This is a genomic window from Chryseobacterium sp. CY350 (genome assembly GCF_027945075.1).
GTDB lineage: Bacteria > Bacteroidota > Bacteroidia > Flavobacteriales > Weeksellaceae > Chryseobacterium.
In genome coordinates this window covers 3214034-3235294 of sequence record NZ_CP116034.1, presented here as the reverse complement: position 1 = coordinate 3235294, position 21261 = coordinate 3214034, and the positions used below count along the sequence as shown (strand labels likewise).

24 protein-coding genes and 1 tRNA gene are annotated in these 21261 nt (G+C 34.7%); 6 read left to right on the top strand and 19 right to left on the bottom strand.

All coding sequences use genetic code 11. The features are described from left to right. The first annotated feature begins 3 nt into the window (after positions 1-3). The 3 genes from PGH12_RS15135 (at position 4) to PGH12_RS15125 (ending at position 3591) form a co-directional block, all read left to right on the top strand. On the top strand, positions 4-729 hold the full coding sequence (locus tag PGH12_RS15135; RefSeq protein WP_267599899.1) for a lysophospholipid acyltransferase family protein: 726 nt from the start codon (positions 4-6) through the stop codon (positions 727-729). 47 nt (positions 730-776) lie between these two features. Then, positions 777-2546: an MFS transporter gene (locus PGH12_RS15130; protein WP_267599898.1), complete on the top strand. Its 1770-nt coding sequence runs from the start codon at positions 777-779 to the stop codon at positions 2544-2546. A gap of 91 nt (positions 2547-2637) precedes the next feature. Continuing rightward, positions 2638-3591: a DUF3810 domain-containing protein gene (locus tag PGH12_RS15125; protein ID WP_267599897.1), complete on the top strand. Its 954-nt coding sequence runs from the start codon at positions 2638-2640 to the stop codon at positions 3589-3591. Between the two features lie 641 nt (positions 3592-4232). Here PGH12_RS15125 and PGH12_RS15120 read toward each other — a convergent pair. The 7 genes from PGH12_RS15120 to greA all read right to left on the bottom strand — a co-directional run bounded on the left by PGH12_RS15120 (position 4233) and on the right by greA (position 10139). Continuing rightward, positions 4233-4306: transfer RNA gene (locus PGH12_RS15120), tRNA-Met, on the bottom strand. 44 nt (positions 4307-4350) lie between these two features. After that, positions 4351-5634, bottom strand: coding sequence for a TlpA family protein disulfide reductase (locus PGH12_RS15115; protein ID WP_267599896.1), 1284 nt, complete (start codon positions 5632-5634; stop codon positions 4351-4353). A gap of 60 nt (positions 5635-5694) precedes the next feature. Continuing rightward, positions 5695-5907 (bottom strand): Fjoh_0651 family PID-CTERM protein, encoded by a 213-nt coding sequence (locus PGH12_RS15110; protein WP_267599895.1) that lies wholly within the window; start codon positions 5905-5907, stop codon positions 5695-5697. Between the two features lie 7 nt (positions 5908-5914). Further along, on the bottom strand, positions 5915-7828 hold the full coding sequence (locus PGH12_RS15105; RefSeq protein ID WP_267599894.1) for a T9SS type A sorting domain-containing protein: 1914 nt from the start codon (positions 7826-7828) through the stop codon (positions 5915-5917). A 168-nt stretch (positions 7829-7996) separates the two neighbouring features. Continuing rightward, complete coding sequence (gene clpX, locus PGH12_RS15100; protein ID WP_267599893.1) at positions 7997-9184, bottom strand: ATP-dependent Clp protease ATP-binding subunit ClpX; 1188 nt, start codon at positions 9182-9184, stop codon at positions 7997-7999. Between the two features lie 62 nt (positions 9185-9246). Then, positions 9247-9636, bottom strand: coding sequence for an HIT family protein (locus PGH12_RS15095; protein WP_267599892.1), 390 nt, complete (start codon positions 9634-9636; stop codon positions 9247-9249). 29 nt (positions 9637-9665) lie between these two features. Next, positions 9666-10139: a transcription elongation factor GreA gene (greA, locus tag PGH12_RS15090; protein WP_267599891.1), complete on the bottom strand. Its 474-nt coding sequence runs from the start codon at positions 10137-10139 to the stop codon at positions 9666-9668. Positions 10140-10247: 108 nt separating this feature from the next. Between greA and PGH12_RS15085 the strand changes: the two genes are divergently transcribed. The 3 genes from PGH12_RS15085 (at position 10248) to PGH12_RS15075 (ending at position 12291) form a co-directional block, all read left to right on the top strand. Beyond that, entirely contained in the window at positions 10248-10706 is a 459-nt protein-coding gene (locus PGH12_RS15085; protein ID WP_267599890.1) for a hypothetical protein, read from the top strand. Further along, positions 10707-11156 carry a D-aminoacyl-tRNA deacylase gene (dtd, locus tag PGH12_RS15080; RefSeq protein ID WP_267599889.1) on the top strand — a complete coding sequence of 150 codons (450 nt, stop codon included), beginning with the start codon at positions 10707-10709 and terminating at the stop codon, positions 11154-11156. A gap of 223 nt (positions 11157-11379) precedes the next feature. Then, positions 11380-12291: a hypothetical protein gene (locus PGH12_RS15075; protein ID WP_267599888.1), complete on the top strand. Its 912-nt coding sequence runs from the start codon at positions 11380-11382 to the stop codon at positions 12289-12291. Between the two features lie 71 nt (positions 12292-12362). Here the strand turns inward: PGH12_RS15075 and PGH12_RS15070 are convergent, their stop codons facing one another. From PGH12_RS15070 to PGH12_RS15015, 12 genes are all read right to left on the bottom strand, one after another. After that, positions 12363-12878: a hypothetical protein gene (locus tag PGH12_RS15070; protein ID WP_267599887.1), complete on the bottom strand. Its 516-nt coding sequence runs from the start codon at positions 12876-12878 to the stop codon at positions 12363-12365. Between the two features lie 50 nt (positions 12879-12928). Beyond that, entirely contained in the window at positions 12929-13471 is a 543-nt protein-coding gene (locus tag PGH12_RS15065) for a hypothetical protein (protein ID WP_267599886.1), read from the bottom strand. A gap of 62 nt (positions 13472-13533) precedes the next feature. Then, a complete protein-coding gene (locus PGH12_RS15060) occupies positions 13534-14907 on the bottom strand; it encodes a DUF4153 domain-containing protein (protein WP_267599885.1) in 1374 nt (457 codons plus the stop codon). A gap of 41 nt (positions 14908-14948) precedes the next feature. Further along, positions 14949-15434 carry a Coq4 family protein gene (locus PGH12_RS15055; protein WP_267599884.1) on the bottom strand — a complete coding sequence of 162 codons (486 nt, stop codon included), beginning with the start codon at positions 15432-15434 and terminating at the stop codon, positions 14949-14951. 333 nt (positions 15435-15767) lie between these two features. Next, a complete protein-coding gene (locus PGH12_RS15050) occupies positions 15768-16607 on the bottom strand; it encodes a metallophosphoesterase (RefSeq protein ID WP_267599883.1) in 840 nt (279 codons plus the stop codon). A gap of 18 nt (positions 16608-16625) precedes the next feature. Further along, positions 16626-16916, bottom strand: a complete 291-nt coding sequence (locus PGH12_RS15045) for a hypothetical protein (RefSeq protein ID WP_267599882.1) — start codon at positions 16914-16916, stop codon at positions 16626-16628. 65 nt (positions 16917-16981) lie between these two features. Then, positions 16982-17272, bottom strand: coding sequence for a winged helix-turn-helix domain-containing protein (locus PGH12_RS15040; protein ID WP_267599881.1), 291 nt, complete (start codon positions 17270-17272; stop codon positions 16982-16984). 42 nt (positions 17273-17314) lie between these two features. Further along, positions 17315-17932, bottom strand: coding sequence for a hypothetical protein (locus PGH12_RS15035; protein ID WP_267599880.1), 618 nt, complete (start codon positions 17930-17932; stop codon positions 17315-17317). A gap of 65 nt (positions 17933-17997) precedes the next feature. Next, positions 17998-18159 (bottom strand): hypothetical protein, encoded by a 162-nt coding sequence (locus PGH12_RS15030; protein WP_267599879.1) that lies wholly within the window; start codon positions 18157-18159, stop codon positions 17998-18000. A 14-nt stretch (positions 18160-18173) separates the two neighbouring features. Then, a complete protein-coding gene (locus PGH12_RS15025) occupies positions 18174-19235 on the bottom strand; it encodes a cation:proton antiporter (RefSeq protein ID WP_267599878.1) in 1062 nt (353 codons plus the stop codon). Positions 19236-19488: 253 nt separating this feature from the next. Beyond that, on the bottom strand, positions 19489-20220 hold the full coding sequence (locus PGH12_RS15020) for a hypothetical protein (RefSeq protein ID WP_267599877.1): 732 nt from the start codon (positions 20218-20220) through the stop codon (positions 19489-19491). A 99-nt stretch (positions 20221-20319) separates the two neighbouring features. Further along, positions 20320-21084 carry an enoyl-CoA hydratase/isomerase family protein gene (locus PGH12_RS15015; RefSeq protein ID WP_267599876.1) on the bottom strand — a complete coding sequence of 255 codons (765 nt, stop codon included), beginning with the start codon at positions 21082-21084 and terminating at the stop codon, positions 20320-20322. Positions 21085-21261: the final 177 nt, after the last annotated feature.

Genomic DNA, 21261 nt, shown 5'->3' with positions numbered 1-21261 from the left:
TTTGTGATAAAGATTTTAAATTACCTCTGGAGATTTTGGTTGGTTGTTTTGGCATTTCTGCTGACAATATTATTGGGTTTACCTGTTTATTTATTTTCATTAAACAAAAAAACTTATAAATACGCTTACATTTTTATAAGAATCTGGTGCTACGGAGTTTTCTACGGCATGGGTATGAGATACGAACTCATCAATCTTACCGATAAGAAAATCGATAAAAACACACAGTACGTTGTCATATCAAACCATACATCTATTATGGATATTATGCTTCCTTGTATTTTGTTCCCCAACCATCCGCTTTGCTACGTCGGTAAAATTGAGTTGGTGAAAATTCCGATTTTCGGAACCATATATAAAAGAATATGTGTAATGGTAGATCGAAGTAGCCCACGAAGCCGGGCAGATGTTTACCGAAGATGTGCAGAAAAAATGGAAGAAGGAAACAGCATCGTTATCTTTCCCGAAGGTGGCGTTCCTGATGATACATCTGTAGTTCTTGATCCTTTTAAAGACGGTGCATTTACTCTTTCGTCAAAACATCATTCGCCGATTGCAGTTTTCACTTTTATAGGTTTAAAAGAAATGTTTCCTTTTGACAACTCCAAAGGATACCCCGGAAAAGTGAAAGTTTACTTCAATGATATCCTCGAACCCACAGTTTCCCCAAAAGATCTGAAATCATCCTCTTTTGAGACAATAAAAAAAACATTAACAGAACTCAGTTAATCAAAGAAAAAAATTATATTTGTTGTTAAGAATTTTTAAAAACAAATATGTCTAACACAAATCAACCAACTAATTACCCTGCACTATACACCCTTATTCTGGTGTTCTTTTTTTGGGGGTTTATTGCAGCAGGAAACAGCATTTTTATTCCGTTTTGCAAAAACTATTTTTCTCTCGACCAGTTTCAGTCGCAGCTGATCGATTTTGCATTTTATACCGCTTATTTTCTCGGGGCCTTATTTCTCTTCATTTCAAGTACTATTAAAGGTATTGATATTATAGGAAAATGGGGATATAAGCGCAGCATTGTCTACGGACTTCTGCTTTCGGCTATTGGTGCCGCCATCATGATCATTGCGGTAAAAAGTAATGTTTATTACGGAATGCTGATTGGTTTATTTGTAGTAGCCTTAGGTTTTTCTATTCAACAGACTGCCGCGAACCCTTTTGCTGTTCTATTAGGTGATCCAAAAACAGGAACCAGCAGACAAAATCTTGCAGGTGGTGTCAATTCTTTTGGTACTTCCATCGGTCCTATTATCGTAGGGCTTGCACTTTTCGGAACAACGGCTACAGTCGATGATGATCAGATTAAACATTTAGCTTTAGATAAAGTAATTCTACTGTACACTGCGGTAGGTGCATTATTCTTAATAGCTGCCGCAATATTCTTTTTTTCTAAGAAACTACCAGACGGCATCTTAACAGAACCCATGGAAAAAGCAGGAAAAGCAAGAAAAAACCTTATTGCTATGACCATTTTGGTTATTCTTTGTTTTGTACCTGTGTTTGCAAGTTACAATTCTGATGCTGCGAAGAAAATCGAGGTTATCAATAGTGAAATCACAGTGTTAGACAACAGTAAAAAAACTGAAACTGATGTTGCTACAATAGAATCTATTCAAAAAAATATTGACAGTAAAAAAGTAGAGTTACAGGAAGTAAAACATCCTTTAGAGAAAGAAAGAATGTACTACTTAGGAGGAGCTTTGCTCGCTGTAATTCTATGTCTTGTCTATGCAAATACAAGCTCTAAGAAAAATCCTGAAGGATGGGGAGCGATGAAATATCCGCAACTTGTTTTGGGAATGCTTGCCATCTTAGCTTACGTGGGAGTCGAGGTTGCCATTGGAAGTAATTTAGGAGAACTCTTAAGCTTGCCGGAATTTGGAGGTCATCAATCGTCAGATCTTGCCCCGTATATTTCAATGTATTGGGGAAGTTTAATGATTGGCAGATGGACGGGTGCCATCAGCGTTTTCAATTTAAATAAACAACAGCAGATGATCGCAACAATCATTGTTCCTTTTGTAGCATTTTTTGTTATCATCGGAATTAACATGATTGCTCAAAAAGATATGTCGCATCTATTTTATTATGCAATTTGTATCGTTATTCAGGTGATTTTGTTTTTGATTAGTAAAAATAAACCAGCTTTAACTTTGATCATCTTTGGGTTATTTGGAGTAACTGCAATGGTTATCGGACTACTTACTACAGGAAACATCGCTATCTACGCATTCCTTTCCGGAGGTTTGGCTTGTAGTATAATGTGGCCGTCAATTTTTACTTTGGCGATTACAGGTTTAGGAAAATATACCGCTCAGGGATCTGCATTTTTGGTTATGATGATCTTAGGAGGAGGAATTATTCCACCATTACAAGGAAAATTATCAGATATTATCGGAATTCACAGTTCGTATATTATTCCGGTATTGTGTTTTGCTTATATAACTGTCTTTGCTTATATGGCAAGAAAAGCTTTGAGTAATCAGGGAATTAATGTTGACGTTTTAGAATCTGAGGGTGCACATTAATCAATTAAAAACATATCATAAAAAGAGATTTTGGGCAGCTATTTTAGTTGTCCAAATTCTTTTGTTCTTTATATTTTCAAAGTTGAATTTCATGATTTCTGTTTTCGAAAGCTTCTTCGAGATTCAGAAAGAAATACATGAGCTTTTATTTTCCTGGATTCCTTTTTCAGTTGGAGACATTTTATATATTTTTTTCGGAATTTTTCTTTCCTATTTTATAATTAAATGTTTTAAAAAAAAGAGTAGAAATGAATCACTTCTTAAAATATTAATTTTCCTGAATATCTTTTATTTTACTTACCAGATTTTTTGGGGAATGCTTTACTTTCAAAAACCGATTATTTCAAAACTTCCTGATACTAAAATCACTTTAGAAAAAAGAAAAAATTTAGCTATAAAATATTTAGAAAAATGTAAGCAAACCAGATTGCTCGTGAAAGAAGATGAAAATGGTGTTTTTGTAATATCAGAGCTTAAAATAATTCAGAAAGAAATCCTACATCAACAAACTTGGCTACCGAATTTCATTTCTGCTAAAAAAGGAAATAAGATCAGCTCATTTAAACCAAGTATGTTCAAAAATGTAATGAGTTTTACAGGTATTTTAGGATACTACAATCCATTCAGTGCCGAAGCTCAATATAATTCAGATTTACCTTCGTCATACTTGCCATTTACTTTGGCGCATGAAAGTTCTCATCAGTTAGGTTTTGCACGCGAACAGGAAGCTAATTTCGTGGGATATTTGATCGGGGTCAATTCATCGAACAATGAGTTGCGATACAGCACTGAATATTTTACTTTAAAAAGTCTTTTGAACTCTATTGTCTATGAAGATGAAAAGTTTGTAGAAGATATGATTAAGAATTATTCTGACGGCATGAAAAGAGACAGAAATTTTGAAAAGGATTTCAATTTTAAACACCAGGGATTGCTCAATGATTTTTTTGGCTTTACTAACAACGTATTCTTGAAAAGTAATCAACAGGAAGGTTCAGTTACATACTCATATTTTATCGATTTGCTTGTGCATTACGAAAAATAGAAAAAAAAGAATCGTATCATGCGATACGATTCTAAAAACACAAATGATGAAAAAAAATTTATTACCTTGACTTGTTCCCTCATTCAAGGCTTTGTAAAAATACAACAATATTTCTAATTTCAAAATGAAGCATTGCTATTTTTCTATAATTTAAGAAAACTTTATGATTTGAGATTTTAACGAATTACATTAATCTCTGAGAGAAGATTTACTCTTTTATATTATCCTGTACATATCATTACTGATTTACCTAACGATCGTTTTTATTCTTTAAGAACTACTAGATAATCCAGCATATTATTGAATTTATTTTTTACAAAGAAAAATAAGATATTTTGGACTATAGCATTCACAAAATTTTTTTTTTAAAAATCTTGAGGTAGAATCATCAGTACTAATAAAGTTTTGAGCCATATCTTAATAGCAAAAGTTATCTAACGATGCTTATTGTGTAACATAATTTTGAAAAAGAGAAGTCTTACAAATTCTATCAGTTGATAAATATTGCATTAGGATGGATAAGAGGAGAAATGTCAATTGTGCATCTCTAAAAAGAATTTAAAAGATAGTGTACGTAAATACGTGTTATAAATTAGAAATCTATCTAAAAAGAAAAAACCCTATAAAAAATAGGGTTTTTGTAGCGAAGACGGGAATTGAACCCGTGACCTCAGGGTTATGAATCCTGCGCTCTAACCAACTGAGCTACCTCGCCGTTTTGGTGGTGCAAATATATAAAATATTTGACATCCTCCAAAATTATTTTATATTTAAATCTGTTAAAACATCACCTACATGATCTGGTTTACTGATAATCTTATTGTTATCATCCAAAATAAAATAGCTCGGGGTCGCGTGGATGTTGTATGTATCCGAATAAGAACTGTTCCAACCCTTTAATTCTGAATCATTGATCCATGGGAAAGCTATTATTTTTTTTGAATATGCATCTTTATCAGAGTCTAATGAAAGCCCTATGACCTGAATATTTTTAGACTTCAGTTCATTATATTTTGCCAGAAGCTGCGGAAGTTCAGATTCACAATGAGAGCACGTAGAAGACCAGAATACAATTACTTTTTTATCTGCCTTTACATCAGCAATAGATTTTGCCGTTGTATTCACAGCAGCGGTAAACTTATGGTTCGGAAAAGTTGCGCCAATTTCAACGTTTGCATTAGCCTTCAATGTCGTAGCCAGGCGATCTGTGATTGTACACTTAAGGTTTTTTGCCAGAGTTAAATACTTATTTTTAGAATCAGTCATTTCATAGACATCAAAAATATCAATTAATTCTGATAAAACTGTTTGACCACGCGGTGTTTCGACCTTCAATCTATCTAAAAGTTTATCAACAGACGCATTAACATTGGTATTGCCGCCGTTATTGAGATAGGCAACCAAAATAGGTCTTATTAATGATGAAGACTCCAGCATATCATTAGATTTGTCAAAAAAGTCAACAATTTCGTCCTGGCTCACCTTCTTTGTTCCATCTGCTGATAAAAATTTAGCATAGTTTGTATTGTAATAGTATACAAAAGGATGCTTCGCCTGATCGACCGTATTTGTACCGGACAGTTTACTCATCTCGGAAATTAGAGCCTTTCCGAAATCTGTGTTATCCTTGTAATATTCCTTGATTTGAGTCAGAGCAGGAAGAATAAGCTCTTTCTTCTGAGCATATTCCTGATTGCTATTCATCAGTTCGTTAGCTTCATCCAAATAGATTACATTCTTGATCTTATTATTTTGAGTTTCAACTTTGAAATTTACATTTTTATTCTCGGATATAAAGCTTACCGTATTATTAGTATTTGGAAAATATACCTTCATCATTCCGGAATAGCTCTTGGGATACTTAAATGTCCAGGAATTATTTTTGCTTTGTTCCTTCGTTACAATAATATCTTTTGAACCATTAAGAGTGTACAATATAGCTTCAGAGTCTTTAAAATCTCCTGTAGATTGTATGGTAACTGAAAATTGAGCCTGCAATGTAAAAGCGCCCAATATTCCTGATAATACGAATATTTTTTTCATAATGTAAAAATAAAAAAACTCTCTGATTAATCAGAGAGTTTAAAATATTTTAATTAAATTTTATATTTTTTGCGTCTTATATTTTTTAGCGAAATAAGCAATCATTAAAATAGCTGCGGTCGCTAATATGTAGACATACATATCTATGGGAACAGATTGTTTACCTGGAGTGGTACCTCCTGTTCCACAAGTTGGGCAACTGGGGGTCTGAGCTATTACAAAAGTTGAGAATAGAACTAAAAAAAGTACTATTATTCTGTTAATTTTTTCCATAATGTGTTTATTTTACAATTTTTGAAGTAACTTTTTCTCCCTTATCAGAAACAATAGTTACTAAGTAACCAATTTTTAGATCTTTTGCTAAATCAAGTACATAATCTCTAGAAGCATTAACTTCTTTTTTAGATAATATTAACTTACCGCTAAGATCATAAACTTCAACTGTTGCCGTTTTCCAAGAAGGATCAAATCTTACAAAATAGCCATTTGTTTCCGGATTATAAACCACCAATGTTCTACTTGATCTTTTTATCTCATTAGCTCCCAATGTTACATTAGTAGGCATACCGTAATATAGATCATATTCAATTCCACTATTTGTTCCTGCCTGACTTGCAACTGTAGAACCTTGCAATGCGGGAGAAACAGAAGTTTCAGTTCCTTTTTTATAATAGAAACCTTCTCCTGAAGAAAGAAGATGCGCACCGGCAGCTATCTCTTCTGCATTTTCTCGTATTTCAAATTTGAATGAAACTATATTAGGATTATAATTTACTAATTTTATATTTTTACCCTTGAAGTTAGTTTCATTTGCTTCGTTAATATATAACCAATAAGAAAAATAATTAGGATCATATCCACCATTAACAGCATTTTCTTCATACGTTCCAAAAGAGTTGGAAGCAGTCACTTGTATCGTTGGGTTTGAAGTATGTCCGGAAATAGTATTTGGAGAAACTACATAGTAAGTCCTATCAACTTCATTTCCATTAGCATCTAATCCGATCACTCCTAATTGTTTAACTGTTCCTGAAGGTGTGTTTTTAGCAGCAGTAACTCCATAAGCCGTTCCTGCCAATCTTCTATGATAATTAAATCTTCTTAAAGTTGCAAAATTAAGAGATTCAGGTACTGCTAAATCAGATTTCAATTTTACAACAAATGTTCCCATAGGTCGAACCATAGCATAAGTAACATCTCCAGTAGGAACTCCGCTTGCAAAAGTAACAGATTTAAAAGTAGTAGATCCACCTCCTGATGAATTATACTGAACTCCTTGTACTTCAAGCCTAATTCCATATATATTGCTCAAATTGTTGCCGTCGCCATTTGCTTCTGCTGTAGCTATCTGCGATAGATCCAAATTTGTCATATATGGATTTCCAAATTGGTAAATATTTTTACCAAAATTACCTAACCAAACGCCAGCTGAAGTGTCAAATGAATCTTGCAGATAGGTGTTATAGTATTCGTTATACTGATTAAGCCCAAAACCATTTGTTCCAAAATTAAGATTGGCTCCAGCTCCACCGAGAGTAACTGGTAAAGATGCAGCGGTTGTAGCAACAGGCCTTCCTACCAATGTTCTAGTTTGGGTACTGACATTTAAACCACTACCTCCCACAATAAAATATGAGAATGGACTTAAATCAACACCTAGTTTGGTATTTAAACCATTTGGTAAATTAGCTGAAACAACACTAGTATTGTTCCAATAAAGAATCTCGTTACCTGAATATCTAGTATTACTAAATGTTTTGCCTAATCCGGCAGCTCCACTTAAAGTAGAAATTGTTTTATCATAAAAAGGAAATCCCATTTGTTGATAAGAGCCGTGTGAGGGCTGTCTAAACTCCTGATTGACAACACCTCTGATATTCCCTTGTGAAATACCGTCAATAAAGAGCTGACCATAAGTATATACAGGGATGGGAGCTACTCCTGGCGTACCAGGATCCCAGTCGGGATTAACAGAAGCATAAGCAGTTTCTTCATTAAGTTTATTAACAAAAGTACCAGAAATTCCGGCGACATTTTCAGCACCAGAATCGTCTAAGTTTCTAAATACATCTGACGACGTATTGCTTACAATCATAAAATTGCCATGATTTTCTATATTAGGAAGGTTTGCTCCAGATCCTTTTGTCTGAAGTCCTCCACCATTATAGACGAGGGTGCCTTTACTAACATACATTTTAGCTGTGGCATCTAAATGTAGTAAAATAGTTTGTGCATTAATAGAGACCGTTAGGGATAACAGTCCTATGATAAATAAATTTTTTTTCATTGTATAATATTTTTTTTGTGTTAATACAATCTTCACCTGCAAAGATATGACTTTTTTTCAAAAAAAATACTAAATTTACTTAGCTATCAAAATATTCTCTTCTTTTAGTATGATTTCCTCATCTTCTCCGATTGAGAACATATAGTCTTCCAGAACTTTCTCTGTAGTTCCTCGAAGACCTCTGGCGCCCAATCCTTTCTCCATAGTTTCATCTACAATCTTCTCTACAGCACTTTCTGTAAACACGAGTTTTGTCCCATCCATTTTGAAAAGTTCAACAAATTGGTTGGTGATCGAATTCTTTGGTTCTGTCATAATTCTTACCATCGTTTCTTTGGTTAGTTTCTCCAAATAGGTGATAATAGGAAACCTTCCGAGAAGCTCAGGAATCAATCCAAACGTACGAAGATCGATTGCATTAATATTTGTTAACACATAGTCATCTTCTCCTACTTTATTAATTTTTTCAGAGCTGAAACCAATCGCCTGCTTATTCATTCTTCTTTCAATGATCTCTTTGATACCATCAAAAGCTCCACCGGCAATAAACAAAATGTTTTGTGTATTCACCTGAATATACTTCTGGTCAGGATGTTTTCTTCCTCCCTGAGGCGGAACATTCACGATACTTCCTTCCAAAAGCTTCAGCAAACCTTGTTGCACACCTTCTCCGGAAACATCTCTTGTAATACTTGGGTTATCAGATTTTCTAGCAATTTTATCAATCTCATCAATAAAAACGATTCCTTTTTCTGCTTTTTCGACATCATAATCTGCCACCATAAGCAGTCTAGACAATATACTCTCCACATCTTCACCTACATAACCTGCTTCTGTCAAAATAGTAGCATCTACAATACAGAAAGGAACATTCAACTCTTTAGCGATCGTTTTTGCCAGTAAAGTTTTTCCTGTACCGGTTTCACCGATCATGATGATGTTAGATTTTTCCAGCTCTACTTCGCGGTTTTCTTCCTTTGCGTGCAACAACCTTTTGTAATGATTATATACCGCGATAGAAAGTTGCTTTTTAGCCTGATCTTGTCCTATTACATACAGATCAAGAAATTCTTTTATCTGTTTTGGTTTTTTTAAGTCGTCGATACTTTCTGCGGGAGAATATCCTGCAGGAGACGCGCTGTCTTTTACGATTGAATGAGCTTGCTCAATACAGTTTTCGCATATAAATCCGTTTTGCCCGGAAACCAGCATTTGCACTTCACTTCTTTTCTTGCCACAGAAAGAACATTGGTTTGCATTCATTTTAGTTTGAATATATTACAGAAAATCGTAAAAAATTTCTCTTTTACGACTTTCTTGTTTTGTTAAGAATTAATTATTGAATTTTGAATTTCTGTATACTCTTCTACAGATAAATTGAGTCGTTCGTTTTTAAAGTTCATATCTTCTACCTTATTTAATGGTATCAGGTGAATGTGTGCATGAGGAACCTCAAGTCCTACAACTGCAATTCCCACTCTGACGCAAGGAACCGCACTTTTTATTTTTTTTGCCACATCCTGAGTAAATCCCCAAAGATTTTTGTATCCTTCGCTATCCAAATCAAAGATAAGATCGATTTCCTTTTTCGGAACAACCAGAGTATGACCTTTCACCAAAGGCATTGCATCTAAAAAAGCAACAAAATCGTCATTTTCTGCAATTTTATAAGCGGGAATTTCGCCGTTGATAATTTTTGTAAATATTGAACTCATTCTAAGGTCTAATTTAATCTGTTTAAATATTAATCAAGCGTGATCTCCAAAACATCGAACGAAAGTTTATTTCCGTTTGGCAGGATGATCTCAGCTTTTTCACCGATCACTTTTCCTAATAAACCTTTTGCAATCGGCGTATTTACAGATATTTTACCCGATTTCAGATCACTTTCATTGTCCGGAACCAGTTTAAAAATCTGCTCTTTTTTGGTATCATTATTCATCAATCTCACTGTCGTTAAGATCGACACTTTTGAGGTATCAAGTTGAGTTTCATCAATTACTTTAGAAGTCGTAACAATATCTTTCAGTTTAGAAATTCTCATTTCCAACATTCCCTGTGCTTCTTTGGCTGCATCATATTCTGCATTTTCAGACAAATCTCCTTTATCTCTTGCTTCTGCAATCTGTTGAGTAATCTTCGGTCTTTCAATCTTTTCCAATTGCTCAAGCTCGGCTTTCATTTTCTCTAATCCTTCCTTAGTTACATAGCTCGCCATAATTTTAAAATTTTGTTTTAGTATAAAAAAATAATCCGACATTTGTCGGACAATGTTTTTGCGTGTTAATCGTTATTGTTTTACAAATATATAAAAATTTATATTCAAATGAAAAAAACTTTCTCAATCATATCATTTTCCATCTTATTGACTTTCAGTTTTTTAAGTATAAACTCTTGCAATACCCGAGAAGATACGGTAAGCTGTTTTCCAAACTCTCCCATCAGCGTGAACCTCAATCTAAATCTTGCTGCTTATAACAATTTAAACTACGTAGGACAGCCTGTTTATATAGACGAACAACAATCCGGAACACGGGGTTTAATAGTTGTGAGAGTTCAAGATAGCCCCGTATCTTTTAAAGTTTATGACAGAAACGCACCTCATCTTTGCCCAGAAAGCAATACAACTTTAGAAATTAAAGATAATATAAGTATTGTTTGTCCCAAAGATAATGCTACCTGGATTTTAATCACCGGTCAGCCTACCGCAGTGTCATCAGTTCCTCCGAAAACATATTTTTGGAATTATGATGCAGCGACAAACAATTTAAATATTTATAACTAAATGAGAGCAGTCATACAGAGAGTTTCTGAGGCAAGTGTGAAAGTTAACGGCATCGTTGTGGGAGAGATCAACAAGGGACTTTTACTTTTGATTGGAATTGATGAGCAAGACGAGCAACCTGACGCCGATTGGCTGATTCATAAAATTTTAAATCTCAGAATATTTGGTGACGAAAACGACAAACTCAATCTTTCAGTGCAAGATATTTCGGGGGAAATACTTTGTATCAGCCAATTTACACTGATTGCAGATTATAAAAAAGGGAACCGCCCCTCTTTCATAAAGGCTGCAAAACCCGAGAAAGCGATTCCTTTGTTTGAATATTTTAAAGAAGAAATTAAAAAATTCGGATTAAAAACAGAAAGTGGAATTTTCGGGGCTGATATGAAAGTTTCCTTATTAAACGACGGCCCTGTCACCATTCTTATGGATTCTATTACAAAAATTTAAACCCAAACCACTTTTTGGTGATTTTTTCCTTTTATGTCTCATTTTGATCATTTCGAAAAGGGACATTTATTTCACATACATATGATTAGTTACCAAAAGTTACGATTAGGACTAATTAATCATAATCACGATATTGCAGTATTATTGACATATATAATACATTATTGTTGTTTAATACGCATTTTATTAGTTAAATTAGGGAACCGAAACTAACCTAACTACTATGAAAAAATGTTACATTTTGCTTATCCTTTTTCTTTTTGGATATAGCAGTAAGGCGCAAGTGGGTATCAACACAAATAACCCAAAATCGACATTACACGTTCAAAAAAGAACTGAACTAGCCTTTCCTGACGGAATTATCCCTCCCAGAATTTCTGGCGATTCACTCAGATTGAAAGAGCCAGCTTACGGACCGGCACAAAATGGTGCAATAGTTTACGTCACATCGCCTGCAACAATCACCGGACCAAAAACTACTGGTGTAATTACAAAAGGGCTTTTCGTTTACGATGCTACCGCTAACAATGGAACAGGAACTGGCACATGGAATATACTTCCTGAAGGCGCAATAAATCAGTCAACGACAGGTGATGGAGCTTATGCTACAAGAGTACGAGGTAGTCTTTCTCTTTTAAATATAGGAATCAATTTACTAGGAAGTTCAGTGCAGACCATAGCATTACCAACAGCAGAATCTTTGCCCAACGCTAACGTAGATATTACCTCAACCCAAATTACTACCACCGCGTCAGATTCATATTATACAGTGCCTACAAGTGGTATTTATCAGGTAAATTACAGTTATAGAACAGGTCAAGGGTTGAGACTGGAAACATTAGCAGCAAACCGACCAGGTCTCATTATCACAAAAACTGCCGCAGGCGCAGCTATCACAACTGCAACGACTATAGACTACAGATATTTTGGAGGCATCAGTATATTAGCTTTACCCGGACTTCCTTTAGTGGGTGGACTTACCCTTGCCAACTTAGCATTAACAGAAGGCCAGATCAGCCATATTTATCAATTTACTGCCGGAGACAGAGTACGGTTTGGCGTTGTTACCGGAGGTTTAGCTGGAGGAGTTTTAACTGATGCTTCAGCTGAACTTTCTATTTATAAGATAAAATAATGTTGATTAAATAAAAAAATGCTTTCTCGCAAATATTGAGAAAGCATTTTTATTTAACTTAAAACTGTATTCTATCTTACAGGTACACTGCTGAAATTTAAAGCAACTTTTAGATTCATATCAGAAGTCGTTTGATTTTTCAGTTCATAAACTGTTCTTACTGTTACTCCTGTACTTTTTACAACTTCATCTAAATATCCGTTATCACTGTTTAAATCTAAATTTAAACTTGAAGAATTTGACGAAATATCAGGTCTTGAAGCTACCAGTCTTTCGCTTGTTCCTTTGGACGAAATATAAACTTTCACAGATTTCAAAGCACTCAAATTTCCTCCTGCAGGCGAAACAACTGAAATTTTAGCATCAGAAATTCTTACATCTTTAATCTGTGCATTATTATTTCCCCCAAACCAAGTTTGGACGTTGGTTGCTGTAGCGGTAGACGAAACTTCTTTATTCGCCGGAACTCCGGTAGAAACCAAAACATTTGCTGTATATGGGAACGTATTCTGAATAACCGATTGTACGGTACCGCAACTTACTAAAGCCGCAGAAGCCAAAATCGCTGCTGAAAATATATTTTTCATAATAATTAAATTAAAATTTAGAAGTTTAATTTGCACAAACTATACCAAAATTATTCTACTGTTACAGAAAAGCTACCTGTAGTTTTTCCATCTGCCATATTGTTCTTACCAATGATCAGCCATATTTCGCCCGGTTTCGGTACGTCATATGTAATTTCTCTCATGAACGGCCCATCCATTTTACCATCAGGAAGTTGAATCTGATTGAATCTGATATTAAAATCCTGTTGCTTGGTGGCTATTTTTGCAGTAATTTTCGGTTTATTGTAATTAGAAATCTTAAGAATCAGCTTATCATGTTTATCGGTAAATTCTTCGCCAATTGTAAAAGGAAGTCGCTCGCCATCAGCTAATCTCACGATCACCCTGTCTTTTTCTTCTCTAGCAACACCCGTACGCAAAACTTCTTTGGTAATCGCAGCATTATTGATGACAGAATCTTTTTGAGATTGATCAACGGAATCAAATGCAGAATCCTGAACCACTTTTTCGATTGCTACAACAGAATCCTGATTTGTATTTTCAGCAACAGATGATTCTTTTTTACATGATAAAATCATTAACGGCATCAGTAACAACAGTACTTTTTTCATAATTTCAAATATTTTAAAAATTAAAAATCACATTAATATCAATTTAATTATTGCGATTCAAATTAGTCCCGAACAGTCTCGTAGTAAATAATTTTGGATAAAAAAGTTTCGGATTTTTCAATTCTTATTCTTTCTAAAATCTCTTTTTTCAACTGTAGGTTTCTTTTCTCTTTAGCAAATTTGAGCAGATCTTTTTCATTATAACTTATAAAAGTAGTGTGATAATCAACATTAAAATCACTTCTTTTCATATTCTGTGCAGTGATGATTCCGCCCCAATTGATATAACTGCATGCTAAAATTGTTCCATAAAAATACCAGATCATCGCGTTAAAAAGAAAGGCATTTCTCTTTTTCATTTGTATTTTGATGAAAGTCATTGCGAGGCCAACTAAAGACAAAAATAAAAATGCATAAACACCCAAACGTTTGTATGTAAAACCATAACTGACAATATATTCGGTATTTTTTAGCATGGCAGAAATAACTAAAATCGCATTGAGAACGATCCAGATTTTTACTAAAATTTTCATTAAACCAGCTTTCGGATCGAAGTTGAAATTTGATTTAAAATAAAACATAATTACCAAAATAGCCATTACAATTGACATGATGACGGCAACAACACGTTCATGCGTTTCTTCTGAAAGTTGGTTCGGCGTTTTTACCTTTTCGTAAAACTGTTCATAATTAAAAGTAAAAATGAAAAATATCAGCAAAATATTTAAACAAAAGAAAGAAACAACGCCACTCATTCTTTCAGAATTTAAATCTAAAAAAGAATAGGTAGATTTCTGAATTTTATCCTGTTCATTAAACTGATTTCTGAGAATATGATTCTGTTTGTAAATAAGTTTTTCTACAGAATAATTCCAGAAATTAAAAGCAATGAAAAAGCCTAAGATGGTGATGCACAGCAATTGCCAGAAATTAATATCCAATTCATAATCACTAAAAACACTTGCAAAATGATCACTTCCGGCTGAATAAATTCCGAAGAAAATAGAGATCAAAATGAAAGGAATCAATATAAATGCTAAAGTTTTTTGCCAAAGTCCGGAAGTATTTGTTTTCGGAAGCCACGAATCAAAACTGAAAAACCTGCAGATAAACGTAAAGCAATTGACGACAAAAACAGGAATCAGTAAAAGGACTTTCATTCTCCTGTTTCGTGAACGGTAAGAAAGGAGCAACAGTGAAATTACAACCGCTAAAAAGGAAGGAAAATCTCCGTACCACGCAAAAGCAATACTGGAAAGTACACTCGTCACCAAAAGAGTAAGAAAAATTTTAGTTCTGTTTCTTTCAGGTGTTTTAGAAAGCGTAAGAAAAGAATACGCAATTCCTAAGATACCGAGATTGAGACCCACATTTTCGTTATAAAATAAAATAACGAACAAAGCGGTTGTAAGAAATATATAGTGATGTGTTTTCATGAGTTTTAAAGTTGAGGTTAAGGTTCAGTATAAGGTTGACATTAAAAAATCACCGGCGTTTCTTTTTGTCTGATGAAATCTTTTACATGATCGAAATTCTGCCAGAGAAGTTCTTCGAAATTGATATGATGGAATGTCCGCATTTTTTGACCTTTTTTGTAGGCATTGATATACATTTTGAAATATTCCGGCAGAATTACAATTCCTAAACCTACCGCTGCGAGCAGGTGAGCGTTTATTTTTCCGTTTCCGAGAAGGAGAAACTGCATTGCGATTTCGTCTTCAAAGTTGGTTCCGCAACCAGTAATTAGATGATGTACGTCATGATTTTCCATTTTGGGAATCATTGTAAAACCGTGGCGTTTGTAAAATTCACCCAGTTTTCTTCCTAAAGAATCTTCTTGAAATTCCAGCAACTGTTTTTCATTAAACTGCCACTGTCTTTTCTTCTTTTTAAAGTATTTTCTGTAAAGTTTTTGAGTTTTGTCGTAAACAAAAAGGAGAAATTGAACACGTATTTTTTTCATAACTGAGTTATTTTAGTGAATTTTAAAAGTTTAGAAGAGAAGCTCCAATAAAATAATAAAGAATAGCAAAAGGTATATTGATACTCATAATTAAGGATGCTCTGATACAAAATTTTAAGTTTAGATTTATACATAGAACCATAAATCAGTAAACCTAAGACGATCAAAAAATTAATTAATGTTCCAAAAATCAAGACAAGAAAACCACCGAATGCAAATTGATCGTTTTTACTTAATAAATATCCAAAAAGACAGACGTTTCCGAGAAAAAACGAGAGCCAAAAAAAGGTTTTTCCTGTATTTATAATTTCTTTTTCATTCATCATTTAATAATTAAGCTTGTGTTAAAGTGAAAATTGTAATTTCCGGGCGCACCATAAATCTCACCTGAAAAGAATGACCGATGGCGCGGTTGATGTAAAGCATTCTTCCATCTTCGAGATCAATCTCTCCCGAAATATATTTTCTGTTCTCCACCGGAAGAATTGGTGTAATCACTCCGGGAATTCTGCATTGTCCGCCATGCGTATGTCCACTGAGAATCCAGCCTTGATAGCCGTTCCAGACATCTTTATCGCAAACGTCGGGATTATGACAAAGCACAATATTGGCTTTTGAAGAATCGTAATCTTTCATAATTTTCAGAGGATCAAAATTGGGCGACCAAAGATCATCGAAGCCGATGATATTTAAACCATGCGATTCTTCCTGTTCATTTTTGAGCATCGACACGCCGCAATTTTCGAGAATTTCGCAGATCGTTTCTGAAGAGCCCAAATCTTTCCAGTTTTTTCCGTAGTCGTGATTTCCAAGAATCCCAAAAGTGCCCAACTTACCGTAGACTGCTTTTTGCATCACTTTTCTTAAACTTTCGTGATCATCGGGAGTTCCGTCATTCACAAAATCTCCGGTGTAAACCACAAAATCCGGATGGTATTGCTGAGCTTTTCCGAATGATTCAATTAAAAATTTCCAGTCGAAGCGATCGCCGACATGAAGATCTGAAATCTGCATCAGAATTTTTCCTTCTAAATCTTTAGGCAGATTTTTGACAGGAAGTTTCCGTTGTACGAATTCTACCCAAAATGGCTCAATTTGCCATGAGTACAATAACGGAAAAGATCCTATTACTGAAAGCTGAAAAAGTCTTTTGAGGAAATGCTTTCTGGTCATGATTTATAAAAAATTATGTTAGTTTCCAGCGATAGAAGTTCCGAATATACCAACTGCCAATTCTGCCCAAACAAGGATCAGCAAGAGCATTATTACTGAAAATGCCAGGATTTTGTACATTGTACCTTTGACGATTCTTCTGATTACATCAATAAGAATAGCTGTCCCGAATAAGAGAAACGCGGCAATGCCGAAATCACGGGAAGACCAATAAAAATCTTTCGAAATACCGTCTATAATAAAGAGAATACTGAGAACTACAGCAGGCGTAGCATAAATAAACGTTGTTTTTTGTTTTTGTGTCATCATAATTTTAAATTTAATTTATTAAAGTACTTTGCGTTTCAAAGTTAATATCCAAAAAAATATAGTTTTTATCTTCCGATTAATTTTTCTAATGCGTCCAGATGTTCTGTAAAAGCGATCCTACCCGATTGCGTAACCCGATATGAAGTTTTCGGTTTTTTCCCGACAAATTCTTTTTTCACTTCTATATAATTGGCTTTTTCTAAGGCATTGCTGTGACTTGCCATGTTTCCGTCTGTAATATCCAAAAGGTTTTTCATTTCAGAAAAATCAACCCAATCGTTGACCATAAGAACAGACATGATGCCCAATCTTACACGGCTTTCGAATTCTTTGTTGAGTTTTGAAATGTTAATCATTACAGTTGATTTGTTATACAGTTAATCAGTTTTTAATTATTACTACTTATATTTAATATGCATTATCAACCCATAAACAATATGCAAAATCCCAAAACCGATTGTCCAGGCAACCAGTCCCCATCCCAAAAACAAAAGGGAAAGCAACCCTAAAACAATCTGACAATATCCTAAATATTTAATATCTGTTAAAGTATATCTTTCTGCGCTTACTAAGGCTAATCCGTAAAAAATCAAAGTTGAGGGAGCTACCAACACGAATAGATGTTGATATAAAAGGATAAGACAAAAGAACCCACCTGTTACTAACGGAACCGCAAACGTGACTAAAAGTCTTTTGGTTGTTGCATCCCAAATTTTCAGGCCTTTCTTTTTACTTTTACTGGCTGTAAAAAAATAACCACTCAGTAATGCTATTGCTAAAATTACAGATCCGGTAAGGACTAGTTCGCGCACCAACTTTTTTCCGAATATATTTCTGTCGCCGTCAAAATAATCAATTCCTTCTCTCTGAAAAACAAAGTAAACGTAAACTGCTCCGAGAATCGCAGCCAAACCAGCAACAACACCCGACAAACCGCTTAGCGAAATAAAACGTGAAGACCGCTCCATCATTGAACGGATATGTGATAAGTCTTCGTGATAGTTTTTTGAATCCATAAAAAGAACTTTGAATTACAAAGTTATAATTTATTTTTACAAATCAAAGTTTTTTTTTCGAAATCTTACGATTTAGTCTTTTTGCCCCATTGTGCAACTTTTCCAATCGTCAAACCCTGATTCAGAATGCTGAAAAGAACGGTGAAATAAGTAGCCACGAGCAAAACATCTTTTACGGGACTAACCGGTAGAGATAAAACTAAAGCTAAAGAAAGTCCGCCCCGCAAGCCGCCCCATGATATTATTCGTGCATCGTTCTTATTGAGATTGAAAATTTAGGGAAGATACTTAAAGGCAGATATACCAAAAATGACCGCGTGAAAAGTACAATGATCACCGACAGCAAGCCAAGAATTACATATTCGGTTTTAAAATCAACTTCTATCAACACAAAAGCAATAACGATAAATAATAAAGCATTGAGAACTACATCTACCAGTTCCCAGAATTTATTCACATATTCCTGTGTCGTATCGCTCATAGAAACACTGGTACGGAAATTACCAACCATCAGTCCCATCACAACCATAGAAAGCGCACCAGAAATGTGAAAGTAGTTGGCGAGATAATATCCTCCCATTACAAATGCTAAAGTAATTAAGATTTCTGTTTCATAATGATCTACTGCTTTCAAAAGTAAATGAAGAATATAGCCATAAACCAATCCCAAGATCACTCCGCCCACAGCTTCCTGAATAAACAGTATACCAAAATCACCAAAGCTGAAACTGCCTACGCGCAAAGTATCCAGCAAGGCAATAAAAAGAACAACACCCACACCGTCATTGAATAAACTCTCTCCTACGATTACAGATTCTGTCTTTTTAGGAACACCTGCTTTCTTCAAAATTCCGAGTACTGCGATAGGATCTGTGGGAGAAATCAGTGCTCCGAACAAAAGACAATACACGAAATCTATTTCGATTCCTAAGAAACCCGCAACAAAATAAAACAGACAGGCAATAATACCCGTTGACATAATTACTCCACCCAATGCAAAACTTGTGATCGATTTTATCTGAGTCCTGAGATCGCCCCAATTGGTATGCAAGGCACCCGCAAAAAGCAAAAATCCCAGAAAGACATCTATGATCAACTTGTCAATTTTAGAATTTTCAAGAAAACTTTCAATCTTCTGAACATCAATATCGATCCACAATTGAGAAGAAAGAACCACTAAAGACAATATCGTAGAAAGAAAAAACAACCCAATCACAAAAGGAAGTTTTAGAAATTTCTGATTGATGAATGCAAATGCCGCTGAAAGACAAATCAGCAAAATAAATATTTCGTAAGATCCCATGGTAACAGTTTAAATAAACATCATATTCAAAACTTTAAGAATTTTCAGCCTCGAATAAATGATGGTATACTTCTAGATTTTTAAGTAAACAAGATATTAAATATAAAATTTCAAACCAAGTTTAAAACATAAAACCACCAGCAATTTGTCGAATTTGTATTTAAATAAAAATGAAATCTGCTTTAAATTTTTGATTTGCAAAAAAAAACCATTCTGAATTTCAGAACGGCTTTGTGATTTGGTTTAGGTTTGTTTAATTGGGAAGTTTGGTTCCTGAGATCTCAAAGGGAAAACTTACGCGCTGCCCGCCATCATCTAAATTTACCCATGTAGAACTTGCAACTACAAACTGTTGTGCGTTGTTTACCTTGGATGCATCATGAGGAAACTGAGGGTAAAAATGACTTCCTGAAGATGTTTTCGATCCCCATTTTATCCAATAGTTTCCTGAAGCTAGATTTAGATCCGGCGAATTTATCTTCATTTTATAAATTTTTCTGCTGGTATTATCCGTTTGTCCCTGTAGAATTCTGTACCACTTGGTCTCTTCAGAAGAGATATATCGGTTGGTTGTTGTATCACCGTATATTTTTACGGCTCCTGCGACCGAAGGATCAGACGAGTAAATTTCAAAGTAAAATTCGCTCACCGGAAATGTAGTTCCGGAAAAACCCGTTTGGTAAGAATAGAAGTACAAATTCTGCACATTCCATTTTTCACCGGAAGGCACCTGAAAATCATCAGTCAGCATGCGGTCTCCCATTGTTCCGTTGAGTCCCCATGTACTTTGCGGCGCTTTCACTTCGCTCCAGCTGTATCCCGCCGGTGCTGCAGTTCCGGCAACAGAAGAATTTCCGGTACTCATACCTGTTACGGCACTGTAGGTAAACGCTTCCGGATGAGGTACAATTTCCTCATCGTCACTTTTGCAGCTAAACACCAAAGCTGCGGCTGTCATAAGACATAAAAAAAATCTTGCTTTCATAATAAAGAGTTTTATAAATTATTTGATACAAAACTACTTTGACTGAAAGCAAGATTTTAGAGGGAAAACACCCTTTTTACGAGGTGTTTTTTCCCTTTCTTATTTTTCTCTCAATCTTTCTTTGATTGCTTCGATATTTTTTTTGGCAGAATCTTCAAGAATAAGACTCGCGCTCATGTGAATTCTCGCAGGCATCAATTCGTTAAAATGCTCGGTGCCTTCCCATGAAACTTTCTTGATTAGAGATAAAGCATCTTCGCTTCTCGCTGCTAATGTATTTAAAAATTTTTCTAGTTTAGAATCCATCTCAGCAATGTTTTCAGATACGGAATGGTAAATATTATGCTGTTCTGCCCATTCTGCGGATCTGAAATCTGCATCAATTGCCATTGCCGAAAACTGAGATTTACCTATTTTTCTTTCCACATATGGCCCGATCACGAATGGCCCAATTCCCAGGTTTACCTCTGTAAGTGCCAACGCAGAATCTTTTGTTGCAAAACAATAATCTGCTCCACAGGCTAATCCTACTCCTCCTCCTGTAGTTTTTCCCTGTACTCTTACGACTACAATTTTACCGCAGTTTCTCATCGCGTTCAAAACTTTAGCAAAACCACCGAAAAACTTTGTAGAAGCTTCCAGCTCTTCGATCGCCAGCAACTCATCGAAACTTGCGCCTGCACAAAAGGCTTTTTGCCCTTCACTTTTCACAAGAATTGCTTTTACTTCGGTTTTTGCTCCTTCTTCCAAAATTGTTTGAGCCAGCTTTTCGAGGATGCTACCAGGAAGGGCATTACTTTTTTGAGTTCCGAAAGTGATCTCGGCGATATTGCTTTTAATTTCTGATGTTACAAAGTCAGTCATAATCTAAGTTTATAGTTTGGAATTATTGATTACAAAAGTAATTTAATCTGATCAATTAATGAAAACACTTGTAGGATATGACTAAAATCATAATAATATTTTATTCGTAAATATCTTAGCTTAAATTTTAATAAAATGATAATAATTTATCAAAAATCAATGATTACTATTTTGTTT

What these genes read in the sequence shown, in the direction of transcription:
- PGH12_RS15130 (WP_267599898.1), top strand. Translation starts at nt 777, where the DNA reads ATGTCTAACACAAATCAACCAACTAATTACCCTGCACTATACACCCTT.
- PGH12_RS15125 (WP_267599897.1), top strand. Translation starts at nt 2,638, where the DNA reads ATGATTTCTGTTTTCGAAAGCTTCTTCGAGATTCAGAAAGAAATACAT.
- PGH12_RS15115 (WP_267599896.1), bottom strand. Translation starts at nt 5,634, where the DNA reads ATGAAAAAAATATTCGTATTATCAGGAATATTGGGCGCTTTTACATTG.
- PGH12_RS15110 (WP_267599895.1), bottom strand. Translation starts at nt 5,907, where the DNA reads ATGGAAAAAATTAACAGAATAATAGTACTTTTTTTAGTTCTATTCTCA.
- PGH12_RS15105 (WP_267599894.1), bottom strand. Translation starts at nt 7,828, where the DNA reads ATGTATGTTAGTAAAGGCACCCTCGTCTATAATGGTGGAGGACTTCAG.
- clpX (WP_267599893.1), bottom strand. Translation starts at nt 9,184, where the DNA reads ATGAATGCAAACCAATGTTCTTTCTGTGGCAAGAAAAGAAGTGAAGTG.
- PGH12_RS15095 (WP_267599892.1), bottom strand. Translation starts at nt 9,636, where the DNA reads ATGAGTTCAATATTTACAAAAATTATCAACGGCGAAATTCCCGCTTAT.
- greA (WP_267599891.1), bottom strand. Translation starts at nt 10,139, where the DNA reads ATGGCGAGCTATGTAACTAAGGAAGGATTAGAGAAAATGAAAGCCGAG.
- PGH12_RS15085 (WP_267599890.1), top strand. Translation starts at nt 10,248, where the DNA reads ATGAAAAAAACTTTCTCAATCATATCATTTTCCATCTTATTGACTTTC.
- dtd (WP_267599889.1), top strand. Translation starts at nt 10,707, where the DNA reads ATGAGAGCAGTCATACAGAGAGTTTCTGAGGCAAGTGTGAAAGTTAAC.
- PGH12_RS15075 (WP_267599888.1), top strand. Translation starts at nt 11,380, where the DNA reads ATGAAAAAATGTTACATTTTGCTTATCCTTTTTCTTTTTGGATATAGC.
- PGH12_RS15070 (WP_267599887.1), bottom strand. Translation starts at nt 12,878, where the DNA reads ATGAAAAATATATTTTCAGCAGCGATTTTGGCTTCTGCGGCTTTAGTA.
- PGH12_RS15065 (WP_267599886.1), bottom strand. Translation starts at nt 13,471, where the DNA reads ATGAAAAAAGTACTGTTGTTACTGATGCCGTTAATGATTTTATCATGT.
- PGH12_RS15060 (WP_267599885.1), bottom strand. Translation starts at nt 14,907, where the DNA reads ATGAAAACACATCACTATATATTTCTTACAACCGCTTTGTTCGTTATT.
- PGH12_RS15055 (WP_267599884.1), bottom strand. Translation starts at nt 15,434, where the DNA reads ATGAAAAAAATACGTGTTCAATTTCTCCTTTTTGTTTACGACAAAACT.
- PGH12_RS15050 (WP_267599883.1), bottom strand. Translation starts at nt 16,607, where the DNA reads ATGACCAGAAAGCATTTCCTCAAAAGACTTTTTCAGCTTTCAGTAATA.
- PGH12_RS15045 (WP_267599882.1), bottom strand. Translation starts at nt 16,916, where the DNA reads ATGATGACACAAAAACAAAAAACAACGTTTATTTATGCTACGCCTGCT.
- PGH12_RS15040 (WP_267599881.1), bottom strand. Translation starts at nt 17,272, where the DNA reads ATGATTAACATTTCAAAACTCAACAAAGAATTCGAAAGCCGTGTAAGA.
- PGH12_RS15035 (WP_267599880.1), bottom strand. Translation starts at nt 17,932, where the DNA reads ATGGATTCAAAAAACTATCACGAAGACTTATCACATATCCGTTCAATG.
- PGH12_RS15025 (WP_267599878.1), bottom strand. Translation starts at nt 19,235, where the DNA reads ATGGGATCTTACGAAATATTTATTTTGCTGATTTGTCTTTCAGCGGCA.
- PGH12_RS15020 (WP_267599877.1), bottom strand. Translation starts at nt 20,220, where the DNA reads ATGAAAGCAAGATTTTTTTTATGTCTTATGACAGCCGCAGCTTTGGTG.
- PGH12_RS15015 (WP_267599876.1), bottom strand. Translation starts at nt 21,084, where the DNA reads ATGACTGACTTTGTAACATCAGAAATTAAAAGCAATATCGCCGAGATC.